This is a genomic window from Pseudomonas sp. GW821-FHT04D07, from assembly GCF_059420225.1.
Map to the genome: position 1 here is coordinate 118,016 of NZ_JBWKTH010000016.1, position 15,608 is coordinate 133,623.

General features: G+C 61.6%; 12 protein-coding genes. 3 read left to right on the forward strand and 9 right to left on the reverse strand.

Features of this window, described 5'->3' with window-relative positions; all coding sequences use genetic code 11:
- Positions 1–38 precede the first annotated feature (38 nt).
- The 3 genes from AC07T0_RS19255 to AC07T0_RS19265 form a co-directional block, all read right to left on the reverse strand.
- Positions 39–1,283 (reverse strand): lipoprotein-releasing ABC transporter permease subunit, encoded by a 1,245-nt coding sequence (locus tag AC07T0_RS19255; protein WP_495002714.1) that lies wholly within the window; start codon positions 1,281–1,283, stop codon positions 39–41.
- A gap of 69 nt (positions 1,284–1,352) precedes the next feature.
- On the reverse strand, positions 1,353–2,036 hold the full coding sequence (gene lolD / locus AC07T0_RS19260; protein WP_495002715.1) for a lipoprotein-releasing ABC transporter ATP-binding protein LolD: 684 nt from the start codon (positions 2,034–2,036) through the stop codon (positions 1,353–1,355).
- Between the two features lie 7 nt (positions 2,037–2,043).
- Positions 2,044–3,294 carry a lipoprotein-releasing ABC transporter permease subunit gene (locus AC07T0_RS19265; RefSeq protein ID WP_495002716.1) on the reverse strand — a complete coding sequence of 417 codons (1,251 nt, stop codon included), beginning with the start codon at positions 3,292–3,294 and terminating at the stop codon, positions 2,044–2,046.
- Positions 3,295–3,388: 94 nt separating this feature from the next.
- Between AC07T0_RS19265 and AC07T0_RS19270 the strand changes: the two genes are divergently transcribed.
- Positions 3,389–3,976, forward strand: coding sequence for a PilZ domain-containing protein (locus tag AC07T0_RS19270; protein ID WP_495002717.1), 588 nt, complete (start codon positions 3,389–3,391; stop codon positions 3,974–3,976).
- A 67-nt stretch (positions 3,977–4,043) separates the two neighbouring features.
- Positions 4,044–4,766 carry a glycerophosphodiester phosphodiesterase gene (locus AC07T0_RS19275; protein WP_495002718.1) on the forward strand — a complete coding sequence of 241 codons (723 nt, stop codon included), beginning with the start codon at positions 4,044–4,046 and terminating at the stop codon, positions 4,764–4,766.
- Between the two features lie 42 nt (positions 4,767–4,808).
- On the opposite strand, the gene sthA is transcribed toward AC07T0_RS19275, so the two are convergent.
- Positions 4,809–6,203 carry a Si-specific NAD(P)(+) transhydrogenase gene (gene sthA, locus AC07T0_RS19280; protein ID WP_495002719.1) on the reverse strand — a complete coding sequence of 465 codons (1,395 nt, stop codon included), beginning with the start codon at positions 6,201–6,203 and terminating at the stop codon, positions 4,809–4,811.
- A 160-nt stretch (positions 6,204–6,363) separates the two neighbouring features.
- A complete protein-coding gene (locus AC07T0_RS19285; protein WP_495002720.1) occupies positions 6,364–7,407 on the reverse strand; it encodes an FAD:protein FMN transferase in 1,044 nt (347 codons plus the stop codon).
- Positions 7,408–7,696: 289 nt separating this feature from the next.
- Between AC07T0_RS19285 and AC07T0_RS19290 the strand changes: the two genes are divergently transcribed.
- On the forward strand, positions 7,697–8,995 hold the full coding sequence (locus AC07T0_RS19290) for an MFS transporter (protein ID WP_495002721.1): 1,299 nt from the start codon (positions 7,697–7,699) through the stop codon (positions 8,993–8,995).
- A 108-nt stretch (positions 8,996–9,103) separates the two neighbouring features.
- On the opposite strand, the gene AC07T0_RS19295 is transcribed toward AC07T0_RS19290, so the two are convergent.
- Genes AC07T0_RS19295 through AC07T0_RS19310 form a run of 4 tightly spaced genes read right to left on the reverse strand, consistent with a single transcriptional unit; the run spans position 9,104 to position 15,163 of the window.
- On the reverse strand, positions 9,104–10,573 hold the full coding sequence (locus tag AC07T0_RS19295) for an efflux transporter outer membrane subunit (RefSeq protein WP_495002722.1): 1,470 nt from the start codon (positions 10,571–10,573) through the stop codon (positions 9,104–9,106).
- Between the two features lie 12 nt (positions 10,574–10,585).
- Entirely contained in the window at positions 10,586–12,730 is a 2,145-nt protein-coding gene (locus AC07T0_RS19300) for a glycosyltransferase family 2 protein (protein WP_495002723.1), read from the reverse strand.
- Position 12,731: 1 nt separating this feature from the next.
- Positions 12,732–13,985, reverse strand: coding sequence for a hypothetical protein (locus AC07T0_RS19305; protein WP_495002724.1), 1,254 nt, complete (start codon positions 13,983–13,985; stop codon positions 12,732–12,734).
- Positions 13,982–15,163, reverse strand: coding sequence for an HlyD family secretion protein (locus tag AC07T0_RS19310; protein WP_495002725.1), 1,182 nt, complete (start codon positions 15,161–15,163; stop codon positions 13,982–13,984). Before AC07T0_RS19310 ends, AC07T0_RS19305 begins: the two co-directional genes overlap by 4 nt.
- Positions 15,164–15,608: the final 445 nt, after the last annotated feature.

The window sequence follows — 15,608 nt, forward strand, 5'->3', positions numbered from 1 at the left end:
GTGGGAGCGGAGCTTGCCCGCGAAGGGGCCATCCCCGACTACGAATAGCGCAGAGCGTGCGCCGGCTCGATCTTCGCCGCCCGATACGCCGGGTACAGCGTTGCCAGAAAGCTGAGAATAAACCCGGCCGAACAGATCAAGAGCACATCCCCCGCCTGCAACTGCGATGGCAGATTACTGACGAAATACACGTCGGAACTGAAGATATGCTGCCCGCTGACGCGCTCGATCCAGCCCACCATCTGGCTGACATTCAACGCCGCGATCACCCCCAGCACGCCACCGATCAAGGTCCCGACAATCCCGATCACCGTGCCCTGAACCATGAAGATCGCCATGATCTGCCGTGGCGTGGCGCCGATGGTGCGCAGAATCGCGATGTCCGCGCCCTTGTCGTTCACCACCATGATCAGGGTCGCGATGATATTGAACGCCGCCACCGCGACGATCATCAGCAACAACAAGCCGATCATGGTCTTTTCCATCTTCATGGCACTGAACAGACTGCCCTGGGTGTGGGTCCAGTCATCGGCCTTGAAATCGCTGCCCAGGCTCGCGGCGATATCCGCGGACACCTGCGGCGCCGCATACAGGTCCTTCATCGCCAGCCGCACGCTCTGCACCTGGTTCGGCTGCCAATGCTGGATATCCGCCGCATCGCTCATATGAATCAGCGCCATGGAACCATCCAGCTCGGCACCGACCTTGAACACCCCGACCACATTCAGGCGTTGCAGGCGCGGAGTAATACCGCCAGGCTCGGTGCTGGGTTCCGGAACGATCAGGGTCAGCTTGTCGCCAACATTCACCCGGAAGCGCCGCGCGGTGATTTCACCGATCACCACCCCGAACTCACCCGGCCTCAGATCTTCCAGGCGGCCCTGGACAATATGCTGGGCCACAATCGACACCTGGCCTTCCAGGGCTGGATCGACGCCACTGATCTGGATCGGCTGCATCGAACCCTTGTAGGAGAGCATGCCGTCCATTTCGGTAAAGGGCACCGCCGCCGTCACTTCAGGATTCTTCAGCGCTGCCGCGGCCACCGGCTGCCAGTCGTCGACAGGCTTGACGCCGACGATGGTGGCATGGGGCACCATGCCGAGGATCCGCGAACTCATTTCCTTCTGGAAACCGTTCATCACCGACAACACCACGATCATCGCCAACACGCCCAGGGCGAGGCCGATCATCGAGGTCATCGAGATAAAAGAGACAAAACGGTTGCGGCGCTTGGCGCGGGTATAGCGCGTGCCGATGAAAATCGATAACGGTCTGAACATTCGCTGGCCACCGTAGAAAAATAATCGACCCGACACCCGCGCAATTCAACGGGTGCAGGTCCTGGCGAATCAGATAGCGACGAGTTTCCCGTCTTCCAGGTGCAACACGCGATCCATCTGCCGGGCCAGGCTCATGTCATGGGTCACCACCAGGAACGCCGTGCGCATCGAGGTGCTGAGCTCCAGCATCAGGTCCTGGATGCCCTGGGCAGTGTGGTGGTCGAGGTTGCCGGTGGGTTCGTCGAGCATCACCAGTCCCGGCTTGTTCACCAGGGCCCGGGCAATCGCCACCCGCTGGCGTTCGCCACCGGACAGTTCCGCCGGTTTGTGCTCCAGGCGGTGGCCAAGGCCGACCCGCCCCAGCAACGCCGTGGCGCGCTGACGCGCCTCGGGAATCGCGGTGCGTCCGATCAACAGCGGCATGCAGACGTTCTCCAGCGCGGTGAACTCGGGCAGCAGGTGGTGGAACTGATAGACGAAGCCCAGCGAGCGGTTGCGCAGCAGGCCACGGGCTTTCTCGCCAAGGGCGGAAAGCTCCTCGCCGGCCAGCCAGACGCTGCCCTGGGACGGTGTATCGAGGCCGCCGAGGAGGTTGAGCAAGGTACTTTTGCCCGAACCCGAGCTACCGACGATCGCCACCCGCTCACCGGCGTGCAGCTCCAGTTGCAGTCCCGACAGGACCACCACCGATTCCGGGCCTTCCTCGTAGGACTTGCCCAGGTTGCGGCAACTCAGCACTGCTTTTTCACTCATGCCCAACTCACTCATAACGTAGCGCCTCCGCAGGCTGGGTGCGCGCCGCACGCCAGGCTGGATACAAGGTGGCGAGGAAACTCAGGAGCAATGCCGCGCCGCAGACCATCAACACATCCTCGGCCATCAATTGGGACGGCAGGTAGTCGATGAAGTACACGTCGGCATTGAGAAACTTGTGCCCGATCAGGCGCTCGAGGGCGGCAATCGCGGCGCTGACGTTCAGCGCCGCAAGAATCCCGACCACCGCGCCGATCAGCGTACCGATCACCCCGATCACAGTGCCCTGGACCATGAAGATCGCCATGATCTGTCCGGGCGTGGAGCCCAGGGTGCGCAGAATGGCGATATCACCCTTCTTGTCGTTCACCACCATCACCAGGGTCGAGATGATGTTGAACGCCGCCACCGCCACGATCAGCAACAACAACAGGCCGATCATGGCCTTTTCCATCTTGATCGCCTGGTACAGGTTGCCGTGGGTACGGGTCCAGTCACGGGCATAGTAATGACCATCGCCCAGTTGCTGGGCAATTTCCCAGGCCGTGCGTGGTGCCTGGAACAGGTCGTCGAACTTCAGGCGCAGGCCCTGGACCTGGTCCGGCTTCCAGCGGTGCAGGCGCGCCAGGTCGTCGAGGTTGGTCAGGCCCAGGTAGCCGTCCAGCTCACCGGCGCCAACATGGAAGATACCGACCACGGTAAAGCGCTTCATCCGCGGAAACATGCCCGCCGGGGTCACCGTGACTTCCGGGGCGACGAAGGTCAGCTTGTCGCCGAGTCCGACGCCCAGCTTGGTCGCGGCCTTGTCGCCGATGACGATGCCAAAACTGCCTGGGGTCAACCCGTCGAGCTGGCCCTGCTGCATGAACTGGTCAATGATCGAGACCTTGCGCTCCTGCGCCGGATCGATGGCATTGAGGATCACCTTCTGCACCTGGCCGTTGTTGGTCAACAAGCCCTGCATCTGGGTGAACGGCGCGACCGCCAGCACTTTCGGGTTCTTCAGGACCTTGTCGGCCAGCGCCGGCCAATTGCTAATCGGCTCGTCGGACTCGATGGTCGCGTGGGGCACCATGCCCAGCACGCGGGTGCGCATCTCATGATCGAAACCGTTCATCACCGAGAGCACCACGATCATCACGACCACGCCAAGCGCGAGTCCGATCATCGAAGTCAGGGAAATGAAAGAGACAAAATGATTGCGACGCTTTGCACGGGTATAACGCGTGCCGATAAATACGAAGAGTGGTCTGAACATGTCGGGGCTTGTTCGGAGGAAAAGAAGACGTCCTTGTGGCGAGGTAGGGTCAGCAGCTTTACACTCAGACCATCACCTCTGCCCTGGGTTCGCCATGTCGACATTAGATGAAGAAGATCGCCGCGAATACTACCGTATCGAGGACACGATCGCACTGGAAATCAGCCCCTTGTCCGCCCCCGACGCGGCGAACAAGGAAGTGTTACAAGATGCTTCGCCGCTCTTCAACCTGCTGAGCGAACTGCACCTGAGCGAATTCGAGTCCCAGCACCTGCTGCGCCAGATCAGCGAGCGCGATCGAACCCTGACGGCCTTCCTCAAGGCCCAGAACAAGCGTATCGACCTGCTGAGCCAGGTGATGGCCTATTCGGTCCTGGGCGAGTTCGGCGAACCGCAACGAGTGACCCTGTCCGAAGGTGGCCTGGAGTTCGAGCATCATATCGCCTACCCCGCCGGCAGCCACCTGGCGGTCAAGATGGTATTGATGCCCCAGGCGCTCGGGCTGTTGCTGCGGGCCCAGGTGACCCATTGCGCGCCCCGCCACTTCGGCACCTTCGACATCGGCGCCGAGTTCGAAGCATTGACCGATGCCCAACGCCAGTTGCTGGCGCGGCATATCTTGCAGAAACAGGCGCAGGAGCGACGCCTGGCCCGGGAACAGAACGGCCCCGAGGCCACTTGAAGCCGGCGACTGAAACCACCCTACCGTCTTAACCTTGCAACAACATTTTCCCCCTGAAGGAGCAGTCGTGACTCTGATTTATGGCCATCGTGGCGCCAAAGGTGAAGCACCGGAAAACACCCTGACCAGTTTCCAGGAATGTCTCAAGCACGGCGTACGCCGTTGCGAACTGGACCTGCACCTGTCCATGGACGGTGAGTTGATGGTCATCCATGACCCAACCCTCAAGCGCACCACCGACCGCCGTGGCAAGGTGGTCGAGCATTCCGCCGCCGAACTGGTGACCTATGACGCGCGCCAGGGCGGTCCGGGCTGGATCAAGCCTTGCCCGATTCCACGTCTGGACGAGTTGTTCGAACAGTGCGATTTCGAGCATTGGCAACTGGAAGTCAAGAGCGCCTCGCGCACCCGAGCAGCGACCACCGTGCTCGCGATCCGCGAAATGGCCCAACGTTTCGGCCTACTGGACAAGGTCACCGTCACCTCCAGCTCGCGGGAAGTGCTCAAGGCGGCCCTGGAACTGACCCCGGACCTGTCACGCGGGCTGGTAGCCGAATACGCCTGGCTCGACCCGTTGAAGGTCGCCCAGAGTTATGGCTGCGAGATCCTGGCATTGAACTGGACACTCTGCACCCCGGAACGCCTGATCAAGGCCCAGCGCCAGGGTCTGCATGTGTCGGTGTGGACGGTCAACGAACCCGCGCTGATGCGCAGGCTCGCCGACTTCGGCGTCGATAGCCTGATTACAGACTTTCCCGGTTTGGCCACGGCCACACTTGGGAAAGGCTGAAATCGGTCTCCCCGGCCGGCTCAGGCCACCGGCCGGAGCCGCTCAAAAAAGCCGGTTGAGACCATCGTAAGCAGCTACCCGATAGGCTTCGGCCATGGTCGGGTAGTTGAACGTGGTGTTGACGAAGTACTTCAGGGTGTTGTTCTCGCCCGGCTGGTTCATGATCGCCTGACCGATGTGCACGATCTCCGATGCCTGATAGCCGAAGCAGTGCACACCCAGCACTTCCAGGGTTTCACGGTGGAACAGGATCTTCAGCATGCCTTGCGGCTCGCCGGCGATCTGCGCCCGGGCCATGCTCTTGAAGAACGCCTTGCCCACTTCGTAAGGCACCTTGGCCTTGGTCAATTCTTGTTCGTTCTTGCCGATCGAGCTGATCTCCGGAATGGTGTAGATCCCGGTTGGCACGTCATTGACGAAACGCCAGCTGCCATTGTCGACAATGCTGCCCGCCGCCGAACGCCCCTGGTCATGGGCGGCACTGGCCAGGCTCGGCCAACCGATCACATCGCCGGCGCCGTAGATGTTCGGCACACAGGTACGATAGTTCTCGTCGACTTCGATCTGGCCGCGGCTGTTGACCTTGACCCCGATATTTTCCATGCCCAGCTTGTCGGTGTTGCCGGTACGGCCGTTGCACCAGAGCAAGGCGTCGGCCTTGATCTTCTTGCCGGACTTGAGGTGCAGGATCACCCCGTTGTCCAGGCCTTCGACCCGGTCGTACTCCTCGTTGTGGCGCACGGTGATGTTGTTGTTGCTGAAGTGGTAGCTCAACGCCTGGGAAATCTCCGAGTCGAGGAAGCTGAGCAACTGGTCGCGGTTGTCCACCAATTCCACCAGCACCCCGAGACCACTGAAGATCGAGGCATATTCGCAACCGATGACACCGGCCCCGTAGATGATCAGTTTGCGCGGCGTGTGGCCGAGGCTGAGGATGGTGTCGCTATCGTAGATACGCGGGTGATGGAAATCGATATCGGCCGGACGATACGGGCGCGAGCCGGTGGCGATGATGATGTGCTTGGCCACCAGTTTCTCGACCACCCCGTTGGAGCAGACCACTTCGATGGTCTGCTCGTCGGCGAAGCTGCCTGTGCCGAAGAACAGGTCGACGCGGTTGCGGGCGTAAAAGCCGGTGCGCGAAGCGACCTGCTTGGCGATGACCTTCTCCGCGCTTTTCAGCACGTCCGGAAAGGAAAACCAGCGTGGCTCACCAATGGCCCGAAACATCGGGTTGGTGTTGAACTGCATGATCTGCCGGACCGAGTGACGCAAGGCCTTGGACGGGATGGTCCCCAGGTGGGTGCAGTTACCGCCGACCTGGCGACGGCTGTCGACCATAGCCACCTTGCGCCCCGCTTTCGCGGCGTTCATTGCCGCGCCTTCACCAGCCGGGCCGGAACCCAGTACCACTACGTCGTAGTTGTAGACAGCCATGCGTACTCCTCAGAACAGGCCGAGGCACCCCTCTGGCACCTGCGGCTAAATCATGTCGCGGCCAGCGACATGAAGGATCAAATCTCGGTGTGCAGTCTATAGAAGCTTCAACGCCGCGCACATTAACCCTTGGTCGCGTCGTAGGCCAGCTTTGCCTGCACTACATGTTATGCCCGTCACCCGTGACCAGGCGTTCGAACGCCTGGTTTGTCCGTGTCACGAAACCTGTATCGGCACGCATCACAAAAAATGCGCCGATGTTGTGTTTCTCCGCGTACTCCCAGCCGCGCTCGGGACCCAGTATCAGCAGCAGGGTCGAGAGGCCGTCGGCCATCAGCGTCGACGGATGAATCACCGTGACCGACGCCAGATTATGGGTAATCGGCGCGCCGGTCAGGGCGTCGAAGGTATGGGAATAGCGTTTGCCGCCCTGTTCGAAATAATTACGGTAGTCGCCCGAGGTGGAGACCCCATAACCATCCAGGGCGATGATCCGTTGCGCCACTTGTTCGTCGTCCCGTGGCACCTCCAGGGCGATCCGCCAAGGGCTGCCATCGGGCTTCTTGCCCACGGCCTTCAGTTCACCAGTGGCGTCGGCGAGAAAGCTGTCGAGGCCCATCGCTTTCAACCGAGCGACGATACGGTCCACCGTGTAACCCGCCGCGATGCTGTTGAAGTCCACCTCCACCGCGGCATCCTTGCACAACTGGTCGCCGTCGATACGCAGGTACCGGTGTCCGACGCGCTGGCGCACCTCGGCCAGTTGCGCCGCGTCCGGCACCTTCTCTTCGCGCCCCTGCGGGCCAAAACCCCAGAGGTTCATCAACGGCTCGACCGTCAGATCATAGGCACCGTCGCTGTCCTGCGACAGCTGTTCACCGACCCGGACCAGTTCCAGGATCGCCGCTGGCATGACCTGGCAACTGTGGGCCGGCAGCTCGTTGAAGCGCGCGATCAGCGAGTCACCGCGATAGGTCGACATCTGCCGGTCGACCTCGGCCAGGATCGCCTCGACCTCAGGCTGAACCTCGGCGACCGCCGGGCCACCGGCATGCCGGATATACTGGATGGAATAGGTACTGCCCATGGTCGGGCCGCCGAACTGCTCCAGCGAGTCGGCGTTGCCGCAAGCGCCGAGCAAGGCCAAAAAACCACCCAGCACCAGGGTTCGTAACAAAGACGCGCTAGCTTGTAGATTTGGCATAGTTTCAGGGAAGGCTCTTTTCGAGATTGGCCATTATGCGTCAGACAACCAGCGGCTTATTACCGATCTTCTCACCAGCCTGGGCCAGCCCTGCCAAACACCTGCGGGAAGCCCTCTAGATCAAGGGTTATGCCACTTAGCCAGCAAGCCAGGTTTTTTGTTGCCTGATGACGCTATTACACATATCGTTACAAAGCTGTCCTGCCAGCGTGCGTATGCCTGAACGGTTCAGTGAGGACGAGCAGAGACGACGGATTGCTTATAAGACAGATAAAGCGAGTGGACAAAAATGGCCTCAAATACAGGCAAGGGCAAGGCGATTTTTCGCGTTGTCAGCGGCAACTTCCTTGAGATGTTCGACTTCATGGTTTATGGCTTTTATGCCACGGCCATCGCTAAAACCTTTTTCCCCAACGACAGCGCTTTTGCGTCCCTGATGCTCTCGCTGGCTACCTTCGGTGCCGGCTTCCTGATGCGCCCGCTGGGTGCAATCTTCCTCGGTGCCTACATCGACCGTCACGGCCGTCGCCAAGGCCTGATCATCACCCTGGCCCTGATGGCCGCGGGTACGGTACTGATTGCCTGCGTGCCGGGGTATGCGACCCTGGGTGTCGCGGCACCGCTGCTGGTCCTGCTCGGCCGTTTGCTGCAGGGCTTCTCCGCCGGCGTGGAACTGGGCGGTGTCTCGGTGTACCTGGCCGAGATCTCGACGCCGGGTCGCAAGGGCTTCTTCGTCAGCTGGCAATCCGCTAGCCAACAGGCCGCGGTGGTCTTCGCCGGTTTGCTGGGCGTGGGCCTCAACCATTGGCTGAGCCCAGAACAAATGGGTGACTGGGGCTGGCGCGTGCCGTTCCTGGTGGGCTGCATGATCGTTCCGGCGATTTTCATCATTCGCCGTTCGCTGGAAGAAACACCTGAGTTCCAGGCACGCAAACATCGTCCGAACCTGTCGGAAGTAATGCGTTCGATCGGTCAGAATTTCGGTCTGGTACTGGCAGGCACGGCCCTGGTGATCATGACCACCGTGTCCTTCTACCTGATCACCGCCTACACCCCGACCTTCGGTAAAGCCGAACTGCACCTGTCGGATTTCGACGCGCTGCTGGTGACCGTGTGCATCGGTATATCGAACTTCTTCTGGCTGCCGGTCATGGGTGCGCTGTCTGACAAAATCGGGCGCAAGCCGCTGCTGCTGGCGGCGACCATCCTGGCGATCCTTACTGCGTATCCGGTGTTGTCCTGGCTGGTATCGGCGCCGAGCTTCAGTCACCTGCTGATTGCCTTGCTGTGGCTGTCGTTCCTCTACGGCTCCTACAACGGTGCCATGGTGGTGGCCCTGACCGAGATCATGCCGGTCGAAGTGCGGACCACCGGTTTCTCCCTGGCCTACAGTCTGGCGACGGCGACCTTCGGTGGCTTTACCCCGGCGGTCTGTACCTACCTGATCCACGTACTGGACAACAAGGCGGCACCCGGCATCTGGCTCAGTGCCGCAGCGGTACTCGGGTTGATCGCGACCCTGGTGTTGTTCCGTGGCAACAAGCATGAACTGCGCACCGCGCAGATGGCCGTGTCCAGCCGCGGCTGAGCAGACGCCTTCACCCGCCGGCAAACGCCCGCAATGCAGGCGCTTGCCGGTCACCTCGCGCGCGGCACGGACGCCGCGCGGCGGTTTGCCAAGGACTCTCCGCGCCCATCACGACCCCGGTTTTGGCGGTTCCGCCCGCTGCTCACCGGCGACCTTCAAGGACTGGCTCCACCCCCCTCCCAGAGCTTTGTACAGGTTCACCTGATTGATCTCCCGCGCCAACTCCAGTTGCGACCATTTCTGCTGCGCCTCGAATAGCGAGCGATGGGCATCCATCGTCGAGAAGTAGCTGTCCATACCCGCCTCGAAACGCAATCGCGACTGGCGATAGGCCTCCTGATAATCCTCCACCAGACGCTTCTGCGCCGCCACCTGGGTGAGCATCTCCTGACGCGCATTGAGCGCATCGGCGGCTTCGCGAAAGGCATTCTGCACCGTCGCTTCATAGGCCGCGGCCCGGCCATCGAATCGCGCGTGCGCACCATCCACCTGAGCCCGTCGGGCACCGCCATCGATCAGGGTCACGGAACCACTCAGGGCGGCCGACCAGAACTGCGCCGGGGCGCTGAGCAAGCGGGAAAAATCGCCGCTCAGGCTGCCCAGTGCCGAAGTCAGGGAAAAGGTCGGGAAGTAGGCGCTACGCGCTGCGCCAATGTCCGCATTGGCCGCTCGCAGCAAGGCTTCGGCCGCCATGATGTCAGGGCGGCGCGTCATCAGTGACGAAGGCAGCCCGGCCGGCACATCGGCGGTGGCCAGGGACTCGCCCAGCACCCCGCTGGGCAATAACGCCGCCGGCACCGGCTGCCCGACCAGAACCCGCAGTGCGTTCATATTCTGCGCCACTTGCATGCGATAGGTATTGATCTGCACCGCCGCGGTATTGGTTTGCGCATCGGCCTGATGCACATCGATCTGCGCGCTGGAACCCAGGTTGTAGCTCTTGCGCAGCAACTGCCCGTAGTTGTTCTGGGTCTCGTAGGTGGTTTGGGCCAGATCCAGCAGGTTCTGGCTGGCCTTGAGGCTCAACCAGGTGCTGGCAACCTCGCCGATCAGCGCCAACCGAGCCGTCTGATAGTCCGCCTCGGAGGCTTCGAAACGAGCACCGGCGGCGCTTCTCTGGCTGCGTATGCGCCCGAACAGATCCAGCTCGTAGGAGGTGAAGCCGGCTGTCGCCTGGAAGGTGTTGGCGATACTGCCCGCGCTGTCGCCACCGCCCGGCGTGCGCACCAGCGGCGGCAACTTGCTGCGTCCAGCGTAGGTATCGATACCGATCGAGGGAAACAACCCTGACTGTGCGCCGGCATAGCCGGCCCGGGCCTCTTCCACGCTGGCGGCGAACTGACGCAGACCGCGATTGTTCTCCAGTGCCAGCTCGATCAGGCTACGCAGCCGCTGATCGACGATAAACCCATGCCAATCGTGATCGAACGCCTCCCTGGCCGCACAGCAGGAGCCTGTCGAGCTGGCCGGCCACTGCTCGTCGATCGGCGCATCGGGCTTTTTGTAGGACGGGTCCAGTGAACAAGCGCTGAGCAGCAACAACGACAGCAGACAAGTAGAAGGTACGCAACGGTTCATGATCCACCTCTATCAACGCATGCCCAACAAGGCCCGCAAGGGTGAAACCAGGGCATCCCACAGGCCACCACGGGCCCCGGCCACCCGTGACAGGGGCTGTTTGCGCAAACGCACAGCCGCTCGATAACTTGGTAGCGCGTCATATGACGGTAGCCTGGATGGCCGAGAGAAAGACGGCCGTGAACGGCGCTCGCCCAGCAGCGAACGGCGCAACAAAGTGCCAAAGGCCATGGCCGGCTCGGCCTGGCTGGCCACATTGACGCTGGCATCACTGAACAGCCGGGCGATAAGGCGCTGGCGCAGCCGTTCATCGAGGTCGACAAAACGCACCCCCAGACGCTCATTGCCCTGGTTGCGCATGACCTCGACCTCAAGCCAACCGAGCGAGCGGATCCACAATTGGCCACGCACACCTGGTTTGATCAAGGCGGCCAAGGTGCAAGACAAGGACGCCCCGCTGACCGAAACATCCACCAGACGCCCGGCAAAGGTTTTCGTCCCCAGGCGCAAGCCAGTGGCTTCATCGAAGGGAAAGCGTTCTTCGCCATGCAGCCGCGGCCGGTCAACGCAGGCCACCAGCGTCGCCAGGTTGTAGATCAGCGCGACCACGGTCCAGCACAGGTTGAACAGCATGTTGCCGTCAAAGGCCGCGGCCGTGGCAATGGCGGTGAACGCGCCCACCTGGGAAAACAGGATCAACGCCAGAAAGAACCCGAACAGCTTCCAGTGGATCAGCGTACGGGTCCGATCGAGGCCCTTGGCGGTCACCTTGAAGGGGCGGCCGAACGGACGAATCATTGCACTGGCAATCGTCGCGGTGACCGCCAGGGACGCGACGATCTGCGTGACTTCGGTGAACACCGGCAAGGTTCGACGTGCCGTGACCCAGGTGCCATACCCCCAGAAGGCGATCAGTGCCGGCATGCCGAAGGCCAGGAAGTCCACGGGTTTGGCATAGAACCCGGCAATGCCGAAGTACCAGTAGAGCACCGGTGACACCAGCAGCATCAGGATGAAGGGCTTGGAGAACCAGTGCATCAGGCCGTGCAGATAGTGCACGCGATCATTGAGACGGTAGCCACTGCCACGCAGCGGCCCCTCCTTCAACAGCGCGACCTGCAGGGTTCCCAGACACCAGCGCGCGCGCTGGTTGATGTATTCGGTCAAGCCCTCCGCCGACAAGCCAATGGACAGCCGTTCGTTGAGCCAGCGGGTCACGTAGCCTTGTTGCAGCAAGCGGCAGGTGGTGTAGATGTCCTCGCAGACCGAGCCGGTGGGAAAACCGCCGATGCGGGTAATCAGGTCGCGTCGCACCACAAAGGAGGTGCCTACGCAAAACGCCGCGTCCCAGCCGTCCTTCGCCGGCTGGAAGACATCGAAGAAGACTCGCTGCTCGTCCACCCAGCAGTCGGAGGAGCCAAGGTTGTGCTGGATCGGATCCGGGTTGTAGTAGAACTGCGGCGTCTGCACCAGGCCCACCCGTGGGTCATCGAACAACCCCAGGATGCGCATCAGGATCGGTTGCTGGGCGGCGAAGTCGGCGTCCAGCACCAGGATGTACGGCGCATTGCTGCTGGCGGCCGACTGGCGCAGCCCATTGTTCAGATTGCCGGCCTTGGCATGGGTATTGTCCGCACGCCGGGCATACTGCACCCCGGCCTGGGCGCAATACTCTCGCAACCAGTCGCGCCGGGTATCGTCCAGCACCCAGACGGTGAAATTGGGGTAATCGATGGCCTGGGCGGCAATAATGGTTTTCTCGAGGATCTCCAGGCCTTCGTTGTAGGTGGCGATAAACACATCCACCGCCGGCACGTCGTGCCCGGCCGCCCGTAAACGGCGCTCGCCAGCATCGGCACTGGCCCGATGATCGCTACGACCGAGCATGACGATAATGGAAAACAGCGTGTAACCAATGGCCATCAGCTCGAAAAACAGAAAGCTGTAGGCCCATACCGTGGCAAATCCGCCATGCCCGTCGGGCAAGGTATCGCGGATGCGCCAAGCGGCGTAATTGATCAGCAGCAAGGCGGTGATGGCACCAAAACCAGCTCGGGCCCCCCATTGCTCACGCCGGGTCAGGCAACTGAAAAGAATGACCACCGCCAGGGTCCAGAAATTGATTTGCAGCAGTTGCAACGAGTCCAGTGCCTGCATGTCAGTTCGCCTCCTGGGCGCCGGTAAAAGGGTTGACGCCGGTGGCCGCAATAGCGGCCCATGCCGTGGCGCCCAGATGAGGCAGGTGGTAGTAGAAAAAATCGTTGCGCGGCGAGTCCGGGCCGATGGCCAGCCCGGTGCTGATTTGCGCCTGCGGCGTCGCGAAGAGCCAACCGTGGCTGGCCTGCAACGCCAGTAACACCTGCCACAAGGGTTGGGCCCGGTCGGGCAGGCCACTCAGGCGCGCCACCGCCGCGGCCTGGGCGGTGCCCTCGGTCCAGACGCCGTCGGGATTGCGGTTGAACCCATAGCCGTCGGCGAAACGGTGGCTTTGATCGATAAAGGCAAATACCCGACGCCAGTCCTGCGGTGGATCGGGAACCGCCAGCAACGGCCAGAGCTGCGCATCCAGCCCTGAGCGCTGGCGATCCGACGTCCGGCCGTCTTCGCCCGTACCAATCAGGAAGCGCCCCTCACGGTCATCCCACTGGCTTTGCACGAAGCGCAGGGCAACCTGCGCCTGCAGCCGGGCATCCGGGTCCGCCGCCAGGCGGTCGAGTGCGGTCCAGGCGGCCATCAGATCGACATTGTGCTCGGTGGACTTCCAGCCTTGCCGAACCTGCCGGTTGAGGTAGCCATAGACGCCACCGCTGAAGCCCAGGGGTACCTGGGTGTCGTAGGTGTTCTGCTGGACCCAGTGCAGCACCCGGCGTGCCGCTGCAAGATAAGCCGGCTCGGCGGTCTGGCGGAACGCCTCGAGCAGCGCCAGCGCCCCCCAGGCCTGATTGCCGGTGGCACTGCTGACCTGATAGGCATCCTGACTCCAGGCGTTGCGCTCGGCACTCCAATACCCCGACAAGCCCATGGCCTGGCCCTTGATGGGACCGGCCGCATAGGCATTGCGCAAGCGCCCGTCGCCGTACTCGGGGTCATGCTCCACGGCGAACGCCAGGGCATCGGCCAGCCGGCGAGCGGACTGCGCCTTGCCACAGGCAAACAAGGCGATGCTGGCCAGAGCGTTGTCATAGGTGAAGGCCACCCCCCGCAGGGCCAGTATTGCCGGAGGCTGTCCGTCCAGGGCCGGATAGCTGGCCAGCAGCACCGGGGCGGTCCCCGGATAGGCCCGTGTCGCCTGCTCCAATGCCGCACAGGTGTCCGTCGCCAGTTGCACCCGAGCCGGCACCGCCCAGGCCAACGGCCCGACGCCCAGCAGCAACCCGCCGAGCGCCCAGGCCACGCCGCGCCCGCGGCTCATTTCCCCACAACCTCGGCGGAAGCCCAGAGCCCGGGCTTGCACACCATGCTTCGTTGCCTGTCACTGAGACTCGCGGCAAAGGTGGCGACCACATACACCGAGTTCTGCTCGGCGTAGGGGAAAGGCACGCTGTACGTTCCCGGCTGCAGGTCGGATGAGTGGGACAACAGTTGCTCGACCTTGGCAATCAGCGGCTCGTCCAGGCCACGGATGCTCACCTTCAGCACCGTGTCACGATCGATTTTGCTCGCCACACGCTCGGGAAACACCGCGATGACGTAACTTTGCTCACAATTGGTCGCGCGTACCAGGGTCGAGCCGGCGCGCACCAGCGTACCTTGGGGCGCCACCACCTCCTGGACCGTCCCGGCGGAATAAGCCACCACGTCATAGCCGGACATCAGCTTGATCCGGCTGTTTTCCGCCTCGATCAACCCGTCGAGCTTTTGCAGTTCCTGCTGCACCGTGGAGCGGTTGCGCTCCTGATTGTCCAGGCTCAGCTTCAAGGTGACCAGATGCGAGCTGAGGTCGAACATACGCAACTGGTCAGGGTCCAGGTAGACCTGCTGATTGGCCGCGCTCAGATCGCCATTACTGATACCCAACTGCGACCTGACTGTCTCCGCAGCGCCCTGCAACGAGGCCAACTGGGCTTTCGACGAGTCGACCAAGGCATTGCTCACCGCGCCCTGGCGGAACAACTCGAGATTGCGCTCCACCGTTTCCTCAGCCTCTTTCAAACGCGCGTTGGCGGCGAAATTTTCGGCGCGCAGGGCTTTCTGGCCGAACAACTGGCGGGTACGGAAAGCCGACTGGTATTGCTGGCTGCTTTTCTCCAGCGCCAGGTAGTACTGCTGGTCGTGTTCGAACTGGCTGAGGGAAGACGACAGCTCCTGCTCCAGGCTCAAGCGCCGGGTTTGCAAGGTCAGCAAGGTGTCTTGATTAGCCCGGGGGTTTTCCACCACGGCCACCTTCTGTCCCTGGACAAAGGAGGTTCCCGACTTGATGTCGAGGGAACTCACGACACCATCGATGGGGGTCGTCAGCAAAATCACCGGCGCATTGAGAATGGCCCGAGTGGCCGACGTCGATAGCAACGGCATGAACAAGGTCGACAGCAGCAACCAGAGGATAAAGACCAGGATGCCCACACCCACCAGACGGGGTAACAGGGACAATGGAAAGTGCCTTTTGCGCTCTTCGGTCATGTCAGGTTCTCCCGATAGGACATGAAGACATTCATTCTCGACAAGCAGCCAATAGCCGCACGTTATCGTGAAAGGCATAAAGCAGTGTTACCAGCAAAGATGTCCCATCATCAGGCCACTACTTGACCCACCTGACTTAGTTGGTTTCTTAGTGTTGTGAGCAGGAATGATATTCCTGTCTTTTTGGAAGTTGGCATGCGCTCATAGTGACCACTTATCCACTATTTATGTTGCCTGTTTATTACCGAAAGGAATCTAACAACTTCACCCTTGCCTGATGGCTAAACGCAGGCATTTTGATAGCTATCGCTTGGAAAGCTTGGGCGTTGTCAGAGGCGACACTAAGTTCAGTCCTTTTCAGTGTCAAGCGCCAAAGTGCGAACAATTTAATGACGCCAATTATATAGCGCCTCAA

What these genes read in the sequence shown, in the direction of transcription:
- lolD (WP_495002715.1), bottom strand. Translation starts at nt 2,036, where the DNA reads ATGAGTGAAAAAGCAGTGCTGAGTTGCCGCAACCTGGGCAAGTCCTAC.
- AC07T0_RS19305 (WP_495002724.1), bottom strand. Translation starts at nt 13,985, where the DNA reads ATGAGCCGCGGGCGCGGCGTGGCCTGGGCGCTCGGCGGGTTGCTGCTG.
- AC07T0_RS19285 (WP_495002720.1), bottom strand. Translation starts at nt 7,407, where the DNA reads ATGCCAAATCTACAAGCTAGCGCGTCTTTGTTACGAACCCTGGTGCTG.
- AC07T0_RS19295 (WP_495002722.1), bottom strand. Translation starts at nt 10,573, where the DNA reads ATGAACCGTTGCGTACCTTCTACTTGTCTGCTGTCGTTGTTGCTGCTC.
- sthA (WP_495002719.1), bottom strand. Translation starts at nt 6,203, where the DNA reads ATGGCTGTCTACAACTACGACGTAGTGGTACTGGGTTCCGGCCCGGCT.
- AC07T0_RS19265 (WP_495002716.1), bottom strand. Translation starts at nt 3,294, where the DNA reads ATGTTCAGACCACTCTTCGTATTTATCGGCACGCGTTATACCCGTGCA.
- AC07T0_RS19290 (WP_495002721.1), top strand. Translation starts at nt 7,697, where the DNA reads ATGGCCTCAAATACAGGCAAGGGCAAGGCGATTTTTCGCGTTGTCAGC.
- AC07T0_RS19300 (WP_495002723.1), bottom strand. Translation starts at nt 12,730, where the DNA reads ATGCAGGCACTGGACTCGTTGCAACTGCTGCAAATCAATTTCTGGACC.
- AC07T0_RS19270 (WP_495002717.1), top strand. Translation starts at nt 3,389, where the DNA reads ATGTCGACATTAGATGAAGAAGATCGCCGCGAATACTACCGTATCGAG.
- AC07T0_RS19255 (WP_495002714.1), bottom strand. Translation starts at nt 1,283, where the DNA reads ATGTTCAGACCGTTATCGATTTTCATCGGCACGCGCTATACCCGCGCC.